The sequence below is a fragment of the Streptomyces sp. NBC_00376 genome (assembly GCF_036077095.1).
In the GTDB taxonomy this organism is placed as follows: Bacteria; Actinomycetota; Actinomycetes; order Streptomycetales; family Streptomycetaceae; genus Streptomyces.
This window is the reverse complement of the sequence record NZ_CP107960.1, coordinates 2,914,265-2,933,691: the sequence shown is the minus strand read 5'-3', so window position 1 is coordinate 2,933,691 and position 19,427 is coordinate 2,914,265. Positions and strand designations below refer to the sequence as shown.

The 19,427-nt window shown below is 72.4% G+C and carries 15 protein-coding genes; 5 read left to right on the top strand and 10 right to left on the bottom strand.

Annotation, left to right across the window (positions count from 1 at the left end; genetic code table 11):
• The first annotated feature begins 209 nt into the window (after positions 1 to 209).
• The 4 genes from fxsA (at position 210) to fxsT (ending at position 6,311) form a co-directional block, all read left to right on the top strand.
• Positions 210 to 428: an FxSxx-COOH cyclophane-containing RiPP peptide gene (gene fxsA / locus OG842_RS12915; protein WP_266729747.1), complete on the top strand. Its 219-nt coding sequence runs from the start codon at positions 210 to 212 to the stop codon at positions 426 to 428.
• Between the two features lie 271 nt (positions 429 to 699).
• Positions 700 to 1,824 carry an FxsB family cyclophane-forming radical SAM/SPASM peptide maturase gene (locus OG842_RS12910; RefSeq protein ID WP_266733557.1) on the top strand — a complete coding sequence of 375 codons (1,125 nt, stop codon included), beginning with the start codon at positions 700 to 702 and terminating at the stop codon, positions 1,822 to 1,824.
• Positions 1,821 to 3,236, top strand: a complete 1,416-nt coding sequence (locus OG842_RS12905) for an aKG-HExxH-type peptide beta-hydroxylase (protein ID WP_266729746.1) — start codon at positions 1,821 to 1,823, stop codon at positions 3,234 to 3,236. The genes OG842_RS12910 and OG842_RS12905 overlap by 4 nt, the downstream gene beginning before the upstream one ends.
• Before the next feature lie 81 nt (positions 3,237 to 3,317).
• A complete protein-coding gene (gene fxsT / locus OG842_RS12900) occupies positions 3,318 to 6,311 on the top strand; it encodes an FxSxx-COOH system tetratricopeptide repeat protein (protein WP_266729745.1) in 2,994 nt (997 codons plus the stop codon).
• Positions 6,312 to 6,403: 92 nt separating this feature from the next.
• Here the strand turns inward: fxsT and OG842_RS12895 are convergent, their stop codons facing one another.
• The 9 genes from OG842_RS12895 to OG842_RS12855 all read right to left on the bottom strand — a co-directional run bounded on the left by OG842_RS12895 (position 6,404) and on the right by OG842_RS12855 (position 17,622).
• Positions 6,404 to 10,219, bottom strand: a complete 3,816-nt coding sequence (locus tag OG842_RS12895; protein WP_266729744.1) for a multifunctional oxoglutarate decarboxylase/oxoglutarate dehydrogenase thiamine pyrophosphate-binding subunit/dihydrolipoyllysine-residue succinyltransferase subunit — start codon at positions 10,217 to 10,219, stop codon at positions 6,404 to 6,406.
• A 257-nt stretch (positions 10,220 to 10,476) separates the two neighbouring features.
• Positions 10,477 to 11,553 (bottom strand): HAMP domain-containing sensor histidine kinase, encoded by a 1,077-nt coding sequence (locus tag OG842_RS12890; RefSeq protein WP_266729743.1) that lies wholly within the window; start codon positions 11,551 to 11,553, stop codon positions 10,477 to 10,479.
• Entirely contained in the window at positions 11,550 to 12,287 is a 738-nt protein-coding gene (locus OG842_RS12885; RefSeq protein WP_014154105.1) for a response regulator transcription factor, read from the bottom strand. The genes OG842_RS12890 and OG842_RS12885 overlap by 4 nt, the downstream gene beginning before the upstream one ends.
• Positions 12,288 to 12,510: 223 nt before the next feature.
• Positions 12,511 to 13,203, bottom strand: a complete 693-nt coding sequence (locus tag OG842_RS12880; protein ID WP_266729742.1) for a spermidine synthase — start codon at positions 13,201 to 13,203, stop codon at positions 12,511 to 12,513.
• Positions 13,204 to 13,316: 113 nt separating this feature from the next.
• A complete protein-coding gene (locus OG842_RS12875; protein ID WP_266729741.1) occupies positions 13,317 to 13,940 on the bottom strand; it encodes a hypothetical protein in 624 nt (207 codons plus the stop codon).
• A complete protein-coding gene (locus tag OG842_RS12870) occupies positions 13,937 to 15,256 on the bottom strand; it encodes a hypothetical protein (protein WP_266729740.1) in 1,320 nt (439 codons plus the stop codon). Before OG842_RS12870 ends, OG842_RS12875 begins: the two co-directional genes overlap by 4 nt.
• Positions 15,253 to 16,056, bottom strand: coding sequence for an ABC transporter ATP-binding protein (locus OG842_RS12865; protein ID WP_266729739.1), 804 nt, complete (start codon positions 16,054 to 16,056; stop codon positions 15,253 to 15,255). The genes OG842_RS12870 and OG842_RS12865 overlap by 4 nt, the downstream gene beginning before the upstream one ends.
• A 10-nt stretch (positions 16,057 to 16,066) precedes the next feature.
• Positions 16,067 to 17,020 (bottom strand): zf-HC2 domain-containing protein, encoded by a 954-nt coding sequence (locus OG842_RS12860; RefSeq protein WP_266729738.1) that lies wholly within the window; start codon positions 17,018 to 17,020, stop codon positions 16,067 to 16,069.
• Positions 17,017 to 17,622 (bottom strand): RNA polymerase sigma factor, encoded by a 606-nt coding sequence (locus OG842_RS12855; RefSeq protein ID WP_266729737.1) that lies wholly within the window; start codon positions 17,620 to 17,622, stop codon positions 17,017 to 17,019. The genes OG842_RS12860 and OG842_RS12855 overlap by 4 nt, the downstream gene beginning before the upstream one ends.
• A gap of 136 nt (positions 17,623 to 17,758) precedes the next feature.
• Here OG842_RS12855 and OG842_RS12850 point away from each other — a divergent pair, with 136 nt between their 5' ends.
• Complete coding sequence (locus OG842_RS12850; RefSeq protein ID WP_266729736.1) at positions 17,759 to 18,604, top strand: rhomboid-like protein; 846 nt, start codon at positions 17,759 to 17,761, stop codon at positions 18,602 to 18,604.
• On the opposite strand, the gene OG842_RS12845 is transcribed toward OG842_RS12850, so the two are convergent.
• The gene (locus tag OG842_RS12845) at positions 18,531 to 19,358 is read right to left on the bottom strand and encodes a nucleotidyltransferase (RefSeq protein ID WP_266729735.1); all 828 of its coding nucleotides are present in this window, start codon (positions 19,356 to 19,358) and stop codon (positions 18,531 to 18,533) included. The genes OG842_RS12850 and OG842_RS12845 overlap by 74 nt on opposite strands.
• Positions 19,359 to 19,427 lie beyond the last annotated feature (69 nt).

Genomic DNA, 19,427 nt, shown 5'->3' with positions numbered 1-19,427 from the left:
CGGGCCGCCGCGGTGCGACCGGCGCACGACCGACGCCGCTCGACGGCATCTTCGCCAAGGCGTAGCCCCGGTCCTGCGGGGCATCCGTACATTGGCGGCCGGTACGCGGGACGCGTGCCGGCGCACAGGACATCAGGTACACGGGCCCGGCCGGGCGCTCAAGGGCGAGCGCACCGGTGCGGGCGCGAGGGGTGTTACGGGGAGGCGTGATGAACGAGACGGTGCGCACGGTGCACACGGACATCCCGGACGGCGGTCCGCCGGACGGCCCGTCCGGCGGACCGGACGCGCTGCCGGACCTGCTGGCGCTCGATCTGGAGGCACTGCGGACACTGGACCATCCGGTGCTCGCCGAGGTGGTCGCGGATCTGCGCGGACGGGTCGAGCAGCCGCGGGAGATGTTGTGGGGGTTCGACAACTCCTTCTGACCCGCCGCCGTCTCCTTCCGGCCGCGGCCCGGCCCGGTGGGACGGCGCCGGGGCCGCACGATTTCGGTCCGGTGGCCCGGATGAACAGGACATCGTGACAGGGCACGGGTTTGTCCCCGCGGCGAGCCAGGGATACTCCCCTCGGGGCGGCGACGGGGGCCGTGCCGGCGGATGCGAACGGCACGGGGGTGCGGGAGTGTCTCGACAGGCGACGCCGAAAACGCCCCCATGTGCCGGGCCGAACCGACCCGGGCCCTCCTTCGGGCAGTTCATCGTCAAGGTGCACGGCCGCTGCAATCTCGCCTGCCGCTACTGCTACCTCTACGCGGGCCCCGACCGCACCTGGCGCGACCGCCCGGCCGCCGCCGCACCCGCCGTCCTGGACCGCACCGCGCACCGCATCGCCGAACACGCGGCCACCCACGGACTGCGACACGTCGCGCTCGTCCTGCACGGCGGCGAACCCCTGCTCGCGGGCGCCCACCGGCTGGCCGCCTTCGCCGACCGGGTACGCGGCCTGGCACCCGCGGGCTGCACCGTCCACACCACCGTCCAGACCAACGCGACCCTGCTCACCGAGGCCCGCACCGCCACGCTCGCCCGGCACGGCATACGCATCGGCATCAGTCTCGACGGCGGCCTGGCCGCCCACAACACCCAGCGCACCGACCACGCGGGACGCCCCTCCTGGCCCGCCGCCTCGCGAGGCGCCCGGCTCCTCGCCGACCGGCACCCCGACGCGTACGCCGGCATCCTCACCGTCGTCGACCCCCGCACCGACCCCATCGAGATGTACGAGTCGCTGCTCGACCTGCACCCCCCGGCCATCGACCTGCTGCTGCCGCACGGCAACTGGACGAACCCCCCACCGGGCCTGCCGCGCACGGGCTCCGCGTCCGGCCGCCCGACCCCGTACGGCGACTGGCTCACCACCGTCTTCGACCGCTGGTGGCGCACCGGACGGCGGGAGACCAGGGTCCGGCTCTTCGAGGAGTGCATAGCCCTGCTGCTGGGCCTGCCCGGCGCCACCGAAGCCCTCGGCCTCGATCCCGTCGACGCGATCGTGGTCGAGACCGACGGGGCGATCGAGCAGGTCGACTCCCTCAAGTCCGCCTACGACACGGCCGCCGCCACCGGGCTCGACGTCTTCCGCCACACCTTCGACGACGCCCTGCGCCACCCCGGCGTGGCCGCCCGCCGGGCGGGCGCCGACGCGCTGGCCGCCACCTGCCGCGCCTGCCCGCTGCTGACCGTCTGCGGCGGCGGCCACTACGCACACCGCTACCGCGCAGAGAACGGCTTCGCCAACCCGTCCGTCTACTGCGCCGACCTCGAACGGCTGGTACGCCATGTCGCCGCCCGGCTGTCCGACGCAACCGCAGGAGAACGCCGATGATCCCCCCACTCCCGGACCACATGCTGCGTCAACTCGGCCGCACCGAGGGCGATGCCGACACCCTCGGCGTGCTCGTACGCGATCAGGACACCCGACGGCTCCTCCTGCTGCGGGCCCTGCTCGACGCGGCCGGGGCGGCACCCGCCGACGTCCTCCCGCCCCAGGCGCTCGACCGCCTCCGTCAGGACTGGGCGCTGCTGGAGAGGGCCGAACGCGCCGACCGGACCGCCCTACGCACCGTCCTGCTGCACCCCCTCGTGGGCCCCTGGGCGCAGCGCTGCCTGCGCGGTCTCTCCAGCCCCGGACCCGCCACTGGCCCCGGTCCCGGCCCCGAACTCCGGGCCGACCTGGACCACTTGAGCGCCCTGGCCGCCGCGGCCGCGATCCGCGCCGGAATCCCGTTCACGACCCGGCTCACCGCGCACGGCGGGCTCCTGTCCCTGCCCACCCTGGGTGCCCTGCGCACGGAAACCGAAGCATCCGCGCCGGTCGACATCGCCTTCTCCGGCGACGAATTGACGATGCGTGAGACCGGGCAGGAATCCATATCGGCACACACCCACCCGGACGGCACGACCGGCTCGGGCGACCCGCGCTGGCTGCCGGTGCTCGCCCTGCCCGCCGTGCAGTCGGGCATCGGCCCCGTACCCCTGGACGACGTCGACCCGTACCGCACCGACGGCCGCGGACTCCAGCGGCACGGCCTGAGCGCCGCCACCCATATCGACGACCACGAACGCAAGGCCTGGGCCGAGTCCTGGGCCGGTGTGGCACCCCTGCTCGCCATCGGCGGCGAGCACCGCCTCACCGAGGCGGCGGTCCTGCTCCGCTGCCTCGTCCCGCTCGGCCCGCCACCCGGTTCCGGGCCCGCCGGCGAGGGCACGGCACACTGCAGCGGCACCAGGCGGGAAGCGTTCGGTGCCGTCCTCAGCAGCAGGCCGGCCACCCCCGCCTACTTCGCCTCCACCCTCGTCCACGAACTCCAGCACACCAAGCTGTCCGCGCTCTGCGCCCTCCTGCCGCTGCACCACGAGGACGCGACCCCACGCCACTTCGCCCCCTGGCGCTCCGACCCCCGCCCCTTCGACGGCCTCCTCCAAGGCGCCTACTCGCACATCGCGCTCGCCGATTACTGGCAGCGGTTCGCGCTCTCCGCGCGCCGCGTCACCCACCGCGACCTGGCCTGGGCCGAGCACGCCCGCTGCCGCGAACAGGTCGGAGCCGTACTCCCCGTGCTGGCCGGATCGGCGGAGCTGACCCGCGAGGGCCGGGTGCTGGTCAACGAGATGATCGCGCTCTACCACCGTCTGGACGATTGTCCGCCTCCTGCGGGGCACCTCGCGCGTGCGGAGGCATACGTGGCCACCGCGAAGGTGATATGGCAGCAGAGGAACGGCCCGCACAGGCCGTGAGAACCCCCGGGATTGTCCGCCGGAGCGACCAGGCTCCGGTGTATGTTGACAAGGCTCGAATCGAGGCAGGGAGACGGTTGAATGCCCGGAACGCGTAGGCAAGTTGGAGCAACCGGGGCGCAATCCGTCACCATCAGTTTCGCCGGTTTCAATCGCGCCTGGGCGACCTGGATCGGGGACCGCCTGGAGCGGCGCGGGGTGACGGTCGTCCAGCAGCGCTGGGACCCACCGGTGGAGGTGCCGCTCGAGGAGTCGCTGCGCGACCTGACGCTCTCCAGGGGCCGCGTCCTGCTGGTCCTCAGCGACTGGTACTTCCAGCTCGGCCCGCGCACGCACGACGAGTGGAACAGGGCGCTGCGCGAGGTCGTCGCCCCCGACCCCGACCGCTTCGCCGCCGTCAGCCTCACCACTTCGGCACTGCCCGGCGCCACCTCGGTCCTCGGCACCGCCGACCTCACCAACGTCGGTGCCGACGAGGCCGAGCGACGGCTCCTCGTCCGCCTCGGCCTGCCCACCGAACCGCTTCCCGAGCCGGTCGAGCACCGGCCGGGCCCCCGCTACCCGGCCGACACCCCCGAGGTGTGGGGCGGGGTACCGCGGCGCAACACCCGGTTCACCGGTCGTGAGGAACTGCTCAACAAGGCGTACCAGGCTCTCCAGGACGCCGGGTCGGGCGCCGGGGTCGTGGCGCTGTACGGCATGTCCGGTGTCGGCAAGACCCAGCTGGCCGCGGAGTACGTCTACCGCTTCGGTTCCGAGTACGACGTGGTCTGGTGGGTGCCCGCCGACCGGCGTGCGCTCTATCGCCAGCGGCTCGCCGAACTCGCCCCCGAACTGGGCCTGTCCACCGGTGTCGAGTACGGCGAGCGGCTGCGCGCGGTGCGGGACGCGCTGCGCCGCGGTGAACCGCACTCCCACTGGCTCCTCGTGCTCGACGGCGCCGACGAGCCCGAGAACATCTGGGACCTGGTGCCGACCGGCCCCGGACACGTCCTCATCACCTCGCGCAACCCGGAGTGGGGCGAGCACAACAGCAACCTCGTCGAGGTGCCCGTCTACAACCGGGACGAGTCGGTCGCCTTCGTCCGGCGCCGCGCACCGCGCCTGAGCCCCGCCGAAGCGGACCGGCTCGCCGAGGCGCTCGAAGACCTTCCGCTCCTCCTCGACCAGACCGCAGGCTGGCTGAACGACTCCGACCTGTCGGTCGAGGAGTACATCGAACTTCTCGAAGGCGGCATCGACCAGGACGTCGTCAAGGTCTCCGCCGACTTCCCGCTCGCCTTCCAGACCGCATGGTCGATACTGCTGAACAAGCTCAAGGACACGGTCCCCGAGTCCGTCGATCTGCTCCGCCTGTGCAGCTTCTTCGCGCCCGGCTCCATTCCGGTGCGGCTGCTGAAGGAAATGCCCGCGGGCGAGCTGCCGGAACAGGTGTCCGGCCTGATGAACGACCCGCTGCTGTGGAACAAGGCGATCGCACAGCTGCGCCAGTACTCCGTGGTCCGGCTGGAGTCCCACGAGTCGGTCCTCGACGAGGCGTCCCCCGGAGAATCGCTCTACATGCACCGGATGGTCCACCAGATCGTCGGCCACGACATGACCGAGCGGGACCGCCGGGAGTTCATCGACGTGGTTCGCCGGGCCCTCGCCGCCGCGGACCCCGGCAGGCCCAGCGACACCCGCCTGTGGCCCGCCTACGCCGAGATCACCCCGCACCTGAAATGGGCCGACGTGCTCAGGAGCACCGACCCGGCGGTGCAGTCCCTGGTGCTCAACTGCCTGCGCTACATGTACCTCTCCGGCGAGTACCGGGCCGGCATCAAGCTGGGCGAACGCGCCATGAAGGCCTGGCGGGAACTCCTCGGCGAGGACCACCCCAGGATCTGGGACCTCAGCTACCACTACGCCAACCTGCTGCGGGCCGTCGGCGACTACGCCGGTACGGAAGTGATCGAACGTGCCGCGGTGGACCATCTGCGCGCCGAGCGCGGCGTGCAGGATCTGGAGCATCTGCGCGCCGCCGGAGGCCTCGCCGCCGATCTGCGCGGGCTCGGCCGGTACGAAGAGGCGCTGGAGATGTCCGGCTGGGTCCTCGCCGCCTACCGCGAACTGCTGGGCGACCAGGACTCGCGCACGCTCAACGCGCAGAACAACCTGGCCGTCTCGCTGCGGCTCCTCGGCCGGTACCAGGAGTCCCTGGAGCTCAACCGGCGGACCCTGGAAGCCCGTCGGCAGTTCCTGGGCCAGCGGCACAACTGGACCCTGGCCTCCCAGACCAACTACGCCACCGACCTGCGCCTGCTCGGTCGCTACAGCGACGGGATGTCGCTCCAGAACCAGAGCGTCGGGGTGCACCGGCGGGTCCTCGGCAACGACAACCCGCAGACGCTGCGGGCCGAGTACAACCTCGCGCTGTGCCACTACCGCTCGGGAGATCGCGCCAAGGCCTCGACCCTGTTCACCCGGGTCCTGGAGCGGTGCGAGCGCGTGCTGGGCGAGGGCGACCCGCTGACCATGATGTTCGCGGCCGGGCAGAGCTGCTTCGCCCGCGAGCACGCGGACATCGACCAGGCCAGGGGCATAAGCGAGAAGGTCATCGACGGCTATCTGAGCATGCTCGGCGAGGAGCACCCCTTCGTGGCGGGAACGCGGGGCAACCACGCACTGATCCTGCGCAACGTGGGCGAGCGCGACCAGGCCCATACGCTCCTGGAAGGGGCCCTCGCCGCGTTGACACAGGCCGTCGGCGAGTACCACCCCTGGACCCTGGGGTGCGCCATCAACGCCTCGGCGCTGCGCAACCTGGTGGGAGACCCGGAATCCGCGGCCTCGCTGACGGCCGCGGTCATCGCCAGGGCCACCGAGACCCTCGGGCGGACCCACCCGCTGACCCTCTCCGCCCGGATCGCCCATGCCGCGGACCTGCGTGGCGTACGGGAGCGGCAGCGGGCCGAGAAGGTCGAGAACGAGGCGCTGGGCGACCTGGTGGCCACCCTCGGTGCCCAGCACGTCCATACGGTCTCGGCCCGCTCGCGCAACCGCCCGTACTGGGACTTCGAACCCCCGGTCGTCTAGCCGGCGCCCCGCACCACCGGCCACGAAAACCGAGGGGCCCGGCCCCGCGAGCAAGTCGCGGGGCCGGGCCCCTCGGTTCGTACGGCAGCGGGTCAGGCCTCGAAGACCTCGGCGACCAGCTGGGCCTGCTCGGCCTGGTGGCGCTTGGCCGAGCCGACCGCCGGGGACGAGCTGTGCGGACGCGAGATGCGGCGCAGGCGCTCACCGTGCGGGACGTCGGCGCCGACGGCCAGGTCCAGGTGGTCGATCAGGTTCAGGGCGATGAACGGCCAGGCGCCCTGGTTGGCCGGCTCCTCCTGGGTCCAGAGGTACTTCTCGGCGTTCGGGTACTTGGCGATCTCGGCCTGGATCTCGGCACCCGGCAGCGGGTACAGGCGCTCCAGACGGATAATCGCCGTGTTGGCAGCCTCAGCGTCCGTGGCGCCGCGCTTCGTACGCTCGGCCTCCAGGTCGTAGTAGACCTTGCCGGCGCAGAAGACGACCTTGCGGACCTCGGCCGGGTTCACCGAGTCGTCGCCGATCACCGGGCGGAAGCCGCCGGTGGTGAACTCCTCCACCTTCGACGCGGCCGCCTTGAGGCGGAGCATCGACTTCGGGGTGAAGACGATCAGCGGCTTGTGGTGCGGGTTGTGCACCTGCCACCGCAGGAGGTGGAAGTAGTTCGACGGCAGGGTCGGCATGGCGACCGTCATGTTGTTCTGCGCGCACAGCGTGAGGAAACGCTCCGGGCGGGCGGACGAGTGGTCCGGGCCCTGGCCCTCGTAGCCGTGCGGCAGCAGCAGCGTGACGCCGGAGGTCTGGCCCCACTTCTGCTCGGCCGAGGAGATGAACTCGTCGACGACGGTCTGCGCGCCGTTGACGAAGTCACCGAACTGGGCCTCCCAGACGACCAGCGACTCCGGGCGGGCCAGCGAGTAGCCGTACTCGAAGCCCATCGCCGCGTACTCGCTGAGCAGCGAGTCGTAGACGTTGTAACGGGCCTGGTCGTCGGAGAGGTAGAGCAGCGGGGTGTAGTCCTCGCCGGTCACCTGGTCGACGAGGACCGCGTGGCGCTGGCCGAAGGTGCCGCGGCGGGTGTCCTGGCCGGCGAGCCGGACCGGGGTGCCCTCCATCAGCAGCGAACCGATGGCCAGGGTCTCGCCCATGCCCCAGTCGATCGTGCCGTTCTCCACCGAGGCCGCGCGGCGCTGCATCTGCGGCATCAGGCGGGGGTGGACGGTGATCCGGTCGGGGATGTTGACCTGGGACTCCGCGATGACCTTGACGAACTCCGGGGAGATCGCGGTGGTCACGGCGACCGGGAACTCCGGCTGGACCTCGGGGGTGTGCGCCGGGGCCGGCAGCGAGGTGGCCTCGCGGACCTCGGCGAAGACCTTCTCCAGCTGGCCCTGGAAGTCCTGGAGCGCCTGCTCGGCCTCTTCCAGCGTGATGTCGCCGCGACCGATGAGGGACTCGGTGTAGAGCTTGCGCACCGAGCGCTTCTTGTCGATCAGGGTGTACATCTGCGGGTTGGTGAACTCCGGGTTGTCGCCCTCGTTGTGACCGCGGCGGCGGTAGCAGATGAGGTCGATCACGACGTCCTTGTTGAACGCCTGGCGGAACTCGAAGGCGAGCCGCGCGACCCGGACGACGGCCTCGGGGTCGTCGCCGTTGACGTGGATGATCGGCGCCTCGATCATGCGCGCCACGTCGGTGGCGTACATCGAGGAGCGCGAGGACTCCGGGGCGGCGGTGAAGCCGACCTGGTTGTTGATCACCACGTGCACGGTGCCGCCGGTGCGGTAGCCGCGCAGCTGCGACATGTTGAGCGTCTCGGCGACGACGCCCTGGCCCGCGAAGGCCGCGTCGCCGTGGAGCGCGATGGGCAGGACGGTGAAGTCCGTGCCGCCCTTGTTGATGATGTCCTGCTTGGCGCGGGCGATGCCCTCCAGGACCGGGTCGACCGCCTCCAGGTGCGAGGGGTTGGCGGCCAGCGAGACCTTGATCTGCTCGCCGTCCAGACCGGTGAAGGTGCCCTCGGCGCCCAGGTGGTACTTGACGTCGCCGGAGCCGTGCATCGACCGGGGGTCGAGGTTGCCCTCGAACTCGCGGAAGATCTGGGCGTACGACTTGCCCACGATGTTGGCGAGGACGTTGAGCCGGCCGCGGTGGGCCATGCCGATGACGACCTCGTCGAGGCGGGCCTCGGCGGCGGAGTCGATGACCGCGTCGAGCAGCGGGATGACGGACTCGCCGCCCTCCAGCGAGAACCGCTTCTGGCCGACGTACTTGGTCTGCAGGAACGTCTCGAACGCCTCGGCGGCGTTCAGCCGGCGCAGGATCCGCAGCTGCTCCTCGCGCTCGGGCTGCTGGGCGCGCGGGCGCTCCACCCGGTCCTGGAGCCACTTGCGCTGCTTCGGGTCCTGGATGTGCATGAACTCGATGCCGGTGGTGCGGCAGTACGACTCGCGCAGCACACCGAGGATGTCGCGGAGCTTCATCATCGACTTGCCGGCGAAACCGCCGACCGCGAAGTCCCGCTCCAGGTCCCACAGGGTGAGGCCGTGCTCGGTGATGTCCAGGTCGGGGTGCTTGCGCTGGCGGTACTCCAGCGGGTCGGTGTCGGCCATGACGTGGCCGCGGACCCGGTAGGAGTGGATCAGCTCGAAGACCCGCGCGGCCTTGGTGACGTCGCTGTCGTGCGAGGCGTCGATGTCCGTCAGCCAGCGGACCGGCTCGTACGGGATGCGCAGCGACTTGAAGATCTCGTCGTAGAACTCGTTCTCGCCGAGCAGCAGCTGGGCGACGATCCGCAGGAACTCGCCGGAGGCGGCGCCCTGGATGACCCGGTGGTCGTACGTCGAGGTCAGCGTCATGACCTTGGAGATGCCCAGCTTGTTCAGGGTGTCCTGGGAGGTGCCCTGGAACTCTGCCGGGTAGTCCATCGCGCCGACGCCCATGATGAGACCCTGACCGGGCATCAGGCGGGGCACGGAGTGGACGGTGCCGATGCCGCCGGGGTTGGTCAGCGAGGCGGTGACGCCGGTGAAGTCGTCCATGCCGAGCTTGCCGTTGCGGGCGCGGCGGACGATGTCCTCGTAGGCCTGCCAGAACTCGAAGAAGTTGAGCGTCTCGGCCTTCTTGATGGCCGCGACGACCAGCTGGCGGTCGCCGTTCGGCTTCACCAGGTCGATGGCCAGACCGAGGTTGACGTGGTCCGGCTTGACCAGGGTCGGCTTGCCGTCCTTCACCGCGAAGGAGTGGTTCATCGCCGGCATGGCCTTGAGGGCCTGCACCATCGCGTACCCGATGAGGTGCGTGAAGGAGATCTTCCCGCCCCGGGCGCGCTTGAGGTGGTTGTTGATGACGATGCGGTTGTCGAAGAGCAGCTTCACCGGGACGGCGCGGACGGACGTGGCCGTCGGCAGCTCCAGCGAGGCGTTCATGTTCTTCGCGACGGCGGCCGAGGGGCCACGCAGAGTGACGTACTCGGGTCCGGCCGGGGCCTCGGTGGCCGGCGCGGCCTTGGCCGGGGCGGGCTCGGCGGCCTTCGCGGCCGGAGCCGGGGCGGCCTTCGCCGGGGCTGCCGGAGCAGCGGCGGGGGCGGCCTGTGCGGGGGCCGGGGCCGCGGGGGCCGGAGCGGGTGCGGCCGGGGTGGCCGGCGCGGGCGCGGGCGGCGCGGCCGGGGTCACCGCGGCCGCTGCGGCCGGGACGCCGGGAACGGGCTTGTCCGCCGTGCCGGACGTACCCGGCTTGTAGTCGGCGAAGAAGTCCCACCAGGCGCGATCGACCGAATTGGGATCCTGGAGGTACTGCTGGTAGATCTCGTCGACGAGCCACTCATTGGGCCCGAAAGCAGCGGCCGGGTTCGAACCCGGGCTGGCTTGGTCGGTCGAGATGCTCGAGTTACTGGGGGACTGAGACGACACGGCGGCAACCGCCCTCTTCCGCTTCACAAGGTGATGGACAGCGGAAATCAAGGCTACGCCTCCCCGGCCGTTCCACGCAGGCCGGGCCGGTCTTCGTCGCGCAAGTCACATCGGAAGGCGGGTTTCGGTACGGGAATTGGCGGGAAACAAGCACGGTTCCGCTGCTTTTTGGGTACGTGGGACCGCGGCTACGGCCCCCTGGACCGCACCCCTTGAACGGAACACGCAGAACGCGCCCTTCCGGTTCGAACCCTATGTCAACCTCGCTGCTGAGGGATCCCCGGAAGAGTGACCTGAATGCGGCAGCCGCGAACGGATTCGGCCACGCCGATGCGTCCGCCGTGCAGATCCACCGCCCAGCGGGCGATCGCCAGCCCGAGGCCCGTGCCGCCGTCGCTGCCCGGACCGTGCGGGGAGGGCACCTCGCCGCGGTTGAAGCGCTCGAAGACCCGGTGCCGCTCGGACTCCGGAATGCCGGGACCCTCGTCCATGACTTCGAGGGTCAGGGACTCCGGGGCGGCCCCGCGCCGGGCCAGCACGGTGACCCGGCCGTGCGGCGGGCTGTGCTTGACGGCGTTGTCGATCAGATTGGCCACCACCTGGTGCAGTCGCTCCGCGTCCGCGTGCGCGGTCAGCTCCGGCGGCGACACGTCCAGGTGCAGATGGACGTCCTTGCGGGTGTGGTTCCCGGAACCGGACGGCAGCCGGCGGTGCCCCGCGGCGAGGTTCGCCTCCTTCAGCACGCCCGACAGATACGGCCACACCTCGAAACGGCGGGCCTTGAGCGTGACCACCCCGTTGTCCAGCCGGGACAGGTCCAGCAGCGTCTCCACCAGCCTGCCGAGCCGCTCGGTCTGCTTCAGCGCCGTGCGCATCGTCTCGGGATCGGCGGTGGACACCCCGTCCACGACGTTCTCCAGCACGGCTCTCAGCGCCGCGATGGGTGTTCGCAGTTCGTGCGAGACATTGGCGACCAGCTCCTTGCGGTGCCGGTCCACGGCCTCCAGATCGTCCGCCATGCGGTTGATCGTCTGGGCCAGGTCGCCGAGTTCGTCGCGCCGGTCGGCGCCGCTCACCCGTCTGGTGTAGTCGCCGTGCGATATCGACCGGGCCACCGTGGTCATCTCGTCCAGCGGCGAGGTCAGACCGTGCGCCACGAACTGGGTTATGAGCAGGGTCGCGATCACCGAGAACACCGTGATGAACCGCAACTCGGTCCTGGTGCGCACGGCCACCATCAGCAGCCCGGTGGTGATGAACACCGAGACCACGACGAGCGTGCTCATCTTGGCCTTGACCGAGAAGGGACGCAGTCCGGAACCGGGCCGGGTCATGGAGCCGGCGTCTCCAGGGCGTAACCGACACCGTGCACGGTACGGATCCGCTCCGCGCCGATCTTCCGGCGCAGCGCCTTGATGTGGCTGTCGACCGTACGGGTGCCGGAGGCGTCCGCCCAGTCCCAGACCTCCGCCAGCAGCTGCTCCCGGGAGAGCACCGCGCGCGGAGTATTGGCCAGACAGACCAGCAGGTCGAACTCGGTCGGCGTGAGGTGGACGTCGTCGGCGCGGACCCGGACCCGGCGCTGCGCGTGATCGATCTCCAGCTCGCCGAGGCGCAGTATCCCGCTGCGCGGCGTCACCGCGGCCAGCGCCGCGCGCTCGACCCGGCGCAGCAGGACATGGACCCGCGCCGCCAGCTCGCGCATCGAGAACGGCTTGGTCATGTAGTCGTCGGCGCCGACCCCGAGGCCGACCAGCATGTCCGTCTCGTCGTCCCTGGCGGTCAGCATCAGCACCGGCACCGGCCGCTGGGCCTGCACACGGCGGCAGACCTCCAGGCCGTCGAAGCCGGGAAGCATGATGTCGAGCACCATCAGATCGGGCTGCCACGCCTCGGCCGCGTCCACCGCCGCGGGACCGTCGAGTGCCGTCTGCACCAGAAAGCCCTCGGCCCGCAGCCGGGCGGAAATGGCATCGACGATCGTGGCGTCGTCCTCGACCACCAGCACCCGGCGCTGCGCGCCCGGGGTGGCCGCGACACCGTTGTGGGTGGTGTGTGTCTGTTCCATCGCCCCGCCCCTGCCCGTTCTCGCGGGGGCCATTCCCCCGGACGCACGGTCTTCGCTTGTGGATTTCGTCGGTGATCCCGTTACCGGTCAGCAGCGTAAAGGCAGCGGACTCCTCTCGGCTACGCAGGGTGTAACGCCTCGGACGCGAAGAGGTGGCGGAGTGTCGGTCTTGTGGCACTTGGCCCCCGGACTTCCGGGGGCCGGGGATACCCGGTGGGGGGTCTCAGCCTGTCCGAAGTGCGAGATGCACCACGTCGGGCACACCTCGGGCAACGCTTACCTCTTCGGTTCTTACCCCATCGAATCCGGCATTCCGCAGGGCCTGTTCGAAGTCGGCGGACGGCTGTGCGGACCACACTGCGAGAACGCCGCCCGGCGTCAGCCGCTCCCGGCAGTCCGCCAGACCGGCGGGGGAGTACAGGCTCGTGTTGTCCTCGGTGACGGTCCAGTCCGGCCCGTTGTCGATGTCCAGACACAGGGCGTCGTAACGGTCCGTAGTCGTACGCAGGTACTCGACGAGATCCGTCGTCAGGATCCCGGTCCGCGGATCGGCGAGCGCCGCACCGGAGATCGCGGCCAGCGGCCCCTGAAGATGCCAGTCCACGATCGCCTGCTCCCGCTCGGCCACGACGATCCGCCCCCACCTCGGCTCGGCGGCGGCCCGGACGAGCGAGAAACCGACGCCGAGACCGCCGATGAGCACCGACGGAGCGGTCCGGCCGGTCGGCAGCGCGGCCAGCGCCGCGTCGATCAGCAGCCGCTCGGAGCGCCCGTCCGAGGTGTCCATCAGGAAGCACCCGTTGGCGATGATCTCGAAGTCGTCACCCCGCCTCCGCAGCACGACCTCGCCGTACGGGCCTTCGCGGCGGTCGAGCGTGACGGGGGCGAGGGTGTCGGAGTGGTACGTGTCGGGCATGGCGCGGGTCTCCGGTGGATGGCGGGCGGGTTCCCCGCCATCCTGTCCGGTCGGCGCGGCCCGGGGCCAGTGGATTGCCGGATCCGCCCCGCGTGCCGGGAGGGCGACGGCGATTACCCGCGCTCCGGGCGTGCGCCGCGCACCGCGAGGAGCGCCGCCCCGGCCACGTACGCCGTCACGGCCACCGCCCACGCCGCACCCTGCGGACCCGGCTGCATGGGCCAGGCCCACACCGCCGCCGCGCCGCCCGGGGTGCGGGGCGCCGCCAGGTAGACGGCGCCGCCGTAGACCGTCATCGGCAGCCAGCTCAGCCGGGCACCGAGCAGCGCGACGGAGGCCGCGGCCACCCCCGTCGCACCGAGCACGTTGCGCACCATGGCCGGTACGCCGAACTCCTCAGGGTGACCCGGGACGGCTGCCGCGAGCGCCCCCGCCGTCACGGCGGTCAGCACCAGCAGATGCAGCAGCCGGCGCGGCCACCACCGGCCCACGGCGGTCCGGTCCAGCTCGTCGCTGTGCGAGTGCAGGCTGGTGCCGATCGCGGCGGAGGCGAGCAGCGGGGCCAGCACGACGACCGGGACGCGGGCGGTGTGGTCGAAGTACGGCCGGCTCTGCAGCCAGTGGGCGGCCCATGCCGCGACGAGCGTGATGCACGTCAGGGTGGTGGCGGTGAGGGGGAGGGCGCGGGAGCGGATGTAGAGGAGGGGGAGAGCGGCACGGGCCGGCTGAGAGCTCACAGGGCAGGCACCTCCGCGGCCGTGCAGCTCTCCAGCGTGGCCAGGAAGCGGCCGAGCCAGGCCCTGCGGTCGGCTTCGGGCATGGCATCGAGGCGGGCGACGAGGGGGCGGGCCTCCGGGTCCCAGGTGGAGTCGTCGCCGGCCAGCCAGGCGCGTACGGCGTCGTCCGTGAACTGCACCCGGTCGGCCGGCTTGCGGTCGCTCGTCCTCATGCCGTCCGGACAGTCGCGGTCCACCAGGCTCAGGGCGGTGTTCGAGGCATACGCCTGAGGGTCGGTCAGCTCGTTCCGGGTGAGGTTCCAGCCGCGCGTCGCCGAGCCGAGAGCGGCTTCGCCGTCCTTCGGGTCGAACCCGGAATCCACGTACCTGACCGGTGCGCCCGGTACGCCCTCCAGGCGCGAGAACATGCCGGCCAGGGCAGCGGACACGCTGGGCAGCGCCGGGGCGTCGGGCGCCTTCACGCAGAGCTGAGGCACGCCGGGTTCCGGTGCCGAGCAGACCTTGCGCGTCGCGTTCGGGTCGTCCCGGAACAGGCCGGCGCCCGTGTGCACGATCACCGCTCCGGCCGCTACCGCCAGCGCGAGCGGTACGACGGCCGGCAGGCGCCGCCGTGCCGCGTACGCCAGCAGCACGGTGGCGGCGATGCCGCCCGTCCAGGCCAGCAGGACCGGCGCGAACCACCACACCGGGACCCACGACGACAGCGCGTACTCCTCGCCGGGGCTCAGGAACCGGGCATCCGCCTCCATGTAGCCCGGGGCCCCCAGGAGCAGGTACAGCACGACCGCGAGCACCGGGGCGGTCAGCCGCCACCGCACCAGCCGCCCGGCCACGAAGCCGACGAAGCCGATGGACAGCAGGATCCCGAGGTCCGTGACGACGACCGAGAGGGACGGGGCGCCCGCCCCGGTGTACGGAGCCGTCGCCGCGAACACCACGGCCAGCGCTAGCAGGTACCCGGCCGCCGCCCACAGCGCGATCGGCGTCGCGGCCGTCGTCACCTGCGCCAACCGGCTGCGCGGCACCGAGAGCAGCAGTTCGGCGGTGCGCCGGCGGTGCTCCCGGCCGCCTTGCCAGCAGGCGGCCGCGGCGACGAGCGGGCCGCCGAGCAGCGCCGCCGCCGCGTGCAGCTGGGACTGTGTCTCGCCCCAGCTGCCCTGCCACTGTGCCGCCTTGCTCCAGAGCGGAACGAGGAGGGTGACGGCGACGGCGAGCCCCGTCCAGGGGGCGATCCCGCGCCGGAGTTCGATGCGCAGGGCGGTGTGGGCCGGGGGCTTCCCGGCCGTGGTCTTCCCGGATGCTGCGGATGCGGTCATCGGCTCGCCACCGCCGCCCGGTGCGCCCGCAGCGCGGCGGTGTAGCCGCGCTCGATCGGGTTTCCGTCCGGCCGCTCCGCTCCGCCGTCCCCGGCGTCGCCGAGCTCCGTCAGCTCCCGTGTCGTGCCCCGGTACGCGATCCGGCCCGACTCGATCAGCGTGACATCGGTGCAGGCGGCGGCGACGTCCTCGACCAGGTGGGTCGAGACGATCACGGTGGTGGTGCGGCCCAGCTCCCGTATCAGCGCCCGGAATTCGACCCGCTGCTCCGGGTCCAGGCCGGCGGTCGGCTCGTCGAGCAGCAGCAGGTCCGGATCGTTGACGATCGCCTGGGCGATGCCGACGCGCCGCACCATGCCGCCCGACAGGGTCTTCACCCGGGCGTCGATCCGGTCCGTCAGCCCCACCCGGTCCACCGCGCGTTCCACCGCCTCCGGGACCGCCGCCGCGTCCATCTCCTTGAGCCAGGCCACGTACGAGACGAACTCGCGGACCGTGAAGCCCGGGTAGTAGCCGAACTCCTGCGGCAGATAGCCGAGCCTGCGCCGGACCGCCGCCCGGCTGCGGTGGTCCGACCCGGCGCCGACCTCGCTGCCGAGCAGCTCCACCCGGCCGCCGGAGGGCGCGGCGACGGTGGCGAGCACCCGGATCAGCGAGGTCTTGCCCGCCCCGTTCGGCCCGAGCAGCCCGTGCACACCGGGCGCGAAGTCCAGGTCGACGGCGTCGAGCGCGGTCGTCCTGCGGTGCCGGACGGTCAGTGCCCTGACCTCGACCGTGTTCACGGCCTCGGTGCCGCTCATGCGTTCACGCTCACAACGTCTCCAGATGGTCGAAGGATCTACGGCGTACGGCGAGCAGCGCGGCGCACACCAGCGCGCCCGCCGCCCAGCCGGCCTGTGCGGCGGGGCCCGCGAAGTACCGGGCGGCCGAGGCCGCCGCGGCGACGGAGGCCGGGGGCGACGCGGCGAAGGCGGGCAGGACGACGGCGGCCGCCCAGGCCACGGCGACGGACGTGGCACCGGTGCGGCAGCCGACGTACGAACCGAGGGCGAGCGCCGCCAGCGTCATCGCGAGTCCGGGCAGCAGCCAGGCCGCCGCGCCGGGCCGTCCGGCGGAGGCCGGCAGCGCCGCCCCGGCGAGGGTGAGCGCCGGGATGCTCACGGCGAGCACCGCGGCGGTCCTGGTCAGCAGCAGCCGCACCCCGCCGGACGGGGTGGCGGCGGTGATCTCGTGCATCGGGTCCGCGTGCCGGCCGTAGGAGAGGGCCACCCCGGCGAGCGGCAGCACCGGCGCGACGACGAGGAGCAGCGGGCGGACGGCCTCACCGGCCCCGGCCCCCGCCCCGTACGCCAGCGCGACGGCCCCGACGGCCACCAGCACCAGCGCCAGCAGCCATGGCCCGCGCAGCGCGGGCCCGGCGGCCCACAGCAGCCGCCCGGCGCGGGTGGCGGCCCCGGGGGAGCGCCGCCGGACTCCGCGGGCAGGCTCCCTCGGGGACGCCCCTTCAGCCGAGACCTCTTCCTCCGAGACCCCTTCCGCCACCACCGCGGCCAGCACCCCCGCGCGTACCGCGTCCAGTGCCGCCCCCGCCTCCGGCCGTGCCCGTACCGCCGCCGAGAGCCGGGCAGCGCACCCCCCGCAAGCCTCCACGTGCTTCTCCACGGACCAGGCGTCCGTCTCCGGCACCGAACCGGCGGCGTACCGCCCGGCCAGCTCCTCGCTCACGTGCCAGTGGGGCATGCCGTCACCTCCCATCGTGGTCATGCCGTTCCTCCCAGCGGCCGGGCCGCCGGGGCCGGCAGCTCCAGCGCGGCCCGCAGTTCGCGTCTGGCACGCATCGCCCGGGTCTTGACCGTGCCCTCGGGTATGCCGAGGAGCCGGGCCGTCTCGCGGGTCGTCAGCCCGTCGATGACGGTGGCGCGCAGGACCTCGCGCAGCTCGGGCGAGATCCGGTCGAGCGCGGCGCCCACATCCCCGTACTCCAGCCCGGCGAGCACCCGCTCCTCGGCGGACGGCGCGGTGGCCGCCCACTCGTTGTTCCCGGTCCGCTCCGCCCGGTCGGCGAGATCGGTACGGGCACGGGCCCGCTGGGCGTCCACCAGCCGGCGCGAGGCGATCACCCACAGCCAGCCGCCGACCCTGGCCCCGCGGTGCGACGCGGCGGAGCGCCAGACCGTCACGAAGGTGTCCTGGAGGACCTCCCGTACGGTCTCGGCATCCGTGCACCGTCTGCTCAGCCGGGCCAGCAGCCAGCCGGCGTGCCGGTCGTAGAGCGTCGCCAGGGCCTGCGTATCGCCCTTCGCGACGGCACGCAGCAGGGCGTCGTCGTCGTCCGGGTCCTCCCCCGAGGGGCGCAACAGCTTCACACCTCTTCTATCGGGCGACGCGCCCCGACCGGTTCACGGGCGGCGTGTGTGGCTCACGCCATGGACGGCGCGGGGGATGATCACAGAGGGTAGGGCGTTGCTTCGGGGGGCTTGTCAGGGAAAGGGGCCTCGCGCGGTGCATCAGCGTACGGACCGGGCGGTCCGCGAAGAACCCTTCGCGGCTCCGCTGCTCGACGCCGTCCCGCGCCAGCCCGGCCCGGCCGCCCCGCCGCCGTCCCCGCCTCCGCACAGCGGGGCCCGCCGATGGCTGCGGCTGCTGCCGACACCCACCGGTACCCCGTTCACCTCCGGGTATCTGCTGGTGCTGGTCGGCACGTCCCTCTTCATGGAGTTCGCCGATCCCGCCACCGTCGCCGCCGTGCTGCGCGAATCGAGCACGGACGTCGCGCACCTCCGGGAGACCCCGCTGCTCGTCCTGACCGCCAGCGCCCTGTGGGCCGTCGGCGGGCTCGGCTCCCCGGTGGTCTTCGTCCTCGCGCTCGTACTGACCGCGCTGGAACGCCGCATCGGAGGGTGGCGGACCGCCGCGGTGTTCGTGCTCGGCCATGTCGTGGCGACGCTCGCCACGGAGATCCCGGTCGCGATCTCCGTGGTCGTCGGGCATCTGCCGGAGTCGTCGCTGCACCGTCTCGACTACGGCATCAGCTTCGGGCTGATGGCGAGCGTGGGCGCGCTCACCGGGCTGTTCACCCCGCTGCTCCGGACGCTGGTGCTCGGCGGACTGGGCGTGATGCTGGCGAGCGATCTGGTCGAGCTGAGCAACCCGCTCACCGACTGGGGCCATCCACTGGCGCTGCTGCTCGGCGTGGCCTGCTGGCCGCTGCTGCGCCGGGCCGGTGCGGTCAGGGACGCGGTGAGCAGGGGGGTGGCGGAGCGGGGCGAGGTGATCAGGGGCGCGGTGCCTTCTCGCCGTGCACCGCGAGATACTCGGCCGCCAGCCAGGGCGCGAGGTCCTCGATGAGCGTGGTGAGGACGGCAGGGTCGGCGGAGGGGCTGCGGCCGACGCGGGCGGCCAGCCGCATCTGCTCGATCCGCTCCGGACGGCCCGGGTAGTAGCGGGCGAACACCTCGGCGGACTCGGCCAGGTCGCTGGTCCAGCCGCGCCACCGCGGCATCACCAGGGTGAAGCCGGACCGGACGATCCGGCGGGCGGCCCCGCGGCAGAGGCTGCGGCGTTCGGCGTCCGTGGCCGCCTCGGCGGCCCTGCGCCGCCAGCGGGGCAGAGCCAGCACCAGGTCCCCGTTGGTCTCGCGGGCGAGCAGCGGGGTCGGGCGGTAGCGCGGCAGCCGCCCGGCGAGGTCCTCACCCAGCAGCGGGGTGCAGAGACAGGCGAGGAAGAAGCCGAGATCGTGCCGTTCGAGCTCGCTGGTGACGCTGTCGGTACTGGTCAGGAGGGCACCCACGCCGTCGATCTGCCCGAAGTCGGCGTCCAGACCGGCTTCGACGGCACGGGCCGCGGCCTCGTCGGCCCCGGTCGGCCGGGTACGCAGAACCAGCAGCAGATCCAGATCGGAGACACCGGGAACGGCCGTGCCGCGCGGAATGCTGCCGTAGACGTACGCGCTGTGCAGCCGCGTGCCGTCGAACGCCCCGGTGATCCGGGACCGGGCCGCCGCCACCACGGGGGCGAACGCCGCGGGCACCCGGCTCAGCGAGCCCTCCCGCCGGATCGTCCCGGCCCGGTTCAGCCCCCGGCCACCGCTGTCGTCGTCCATGGGGGCACTGTGCCCGCACTCGTGCGACGGGCCGAACGATTTTCGCGCCCGCCGAGGGCCACGGAGCAC

Bases quoted from the DNA above. Each gene is read 5' to 3' on its own strand.
- OG842_RS12885 (WP_014154105.1), bottom strand. From the start codon at position 12,287: ATGGAACAGACACACACCACCCACAACGGTGTCGCGGCCACCCCGGGC.
- OG842_RS12865 (WP_266729739.1), bottom strand. From the start codon at position 16,056: ATGAGCGGCACCGAGGCCGTGAACACGGTCGAGGTCAGGGCACTGACC.
- OG842_RS12845 (WP_266729735.1), bottom strand. From the start codon at position 19,358: ATGGACGACGACAGCGGTGGCCGGGGGCTGAACCGGGCCGGGACGATC.
- OG842_RS12905 (WP_266729746.1), top strand. From the start codon at position 1,821: ATGATCCCCCCACTCCCGGACCACATGCTGCGTCAACTCGGCCGCACC.
- OG842_RS12870 (WP_266729740.1), bottom strand. From the start codon at position 15,256: ATGACCGCATCCGCAGCATCCGGGAAGACCACGGCCGGGAAGCCCCCG.
- OG842_RS12860 (WP_266729738.1), bottom strand. From the start codon at position 17,020: ATGACCACGATGGGAGGTGACGGCATGCCCCACTGGCACGTGAGCGAG.
- OG842_RS12880 (WP_266729742.1), bottom strand. From the start codon at position 13,203: ATGCCCGACACGTACCACTCCGACACCCTCGCCCCCGTCACGCTCGAC.
- fxsT (WP_266729745.1), top strand. From the start codon at position 3,318: ATGCCCGGAACGCGTAGGCAAGTTGGAGCAACCGGGGCGCAATCCGTC.
- OG842_RS12890 (WP_266729743.1), bottom strand. From the start codon at position 11,553: ATGACCCGGCCCGGTTCCGGACTGCGTCCCTTCTCGGTCAAGGCCAAG.
- fxsA (WP_266729747.1), top strand. From the start codon at position 210: ATGAACGAGACGGTGCGCACGGTGCACACGGACATCCCGGACGGCGGT.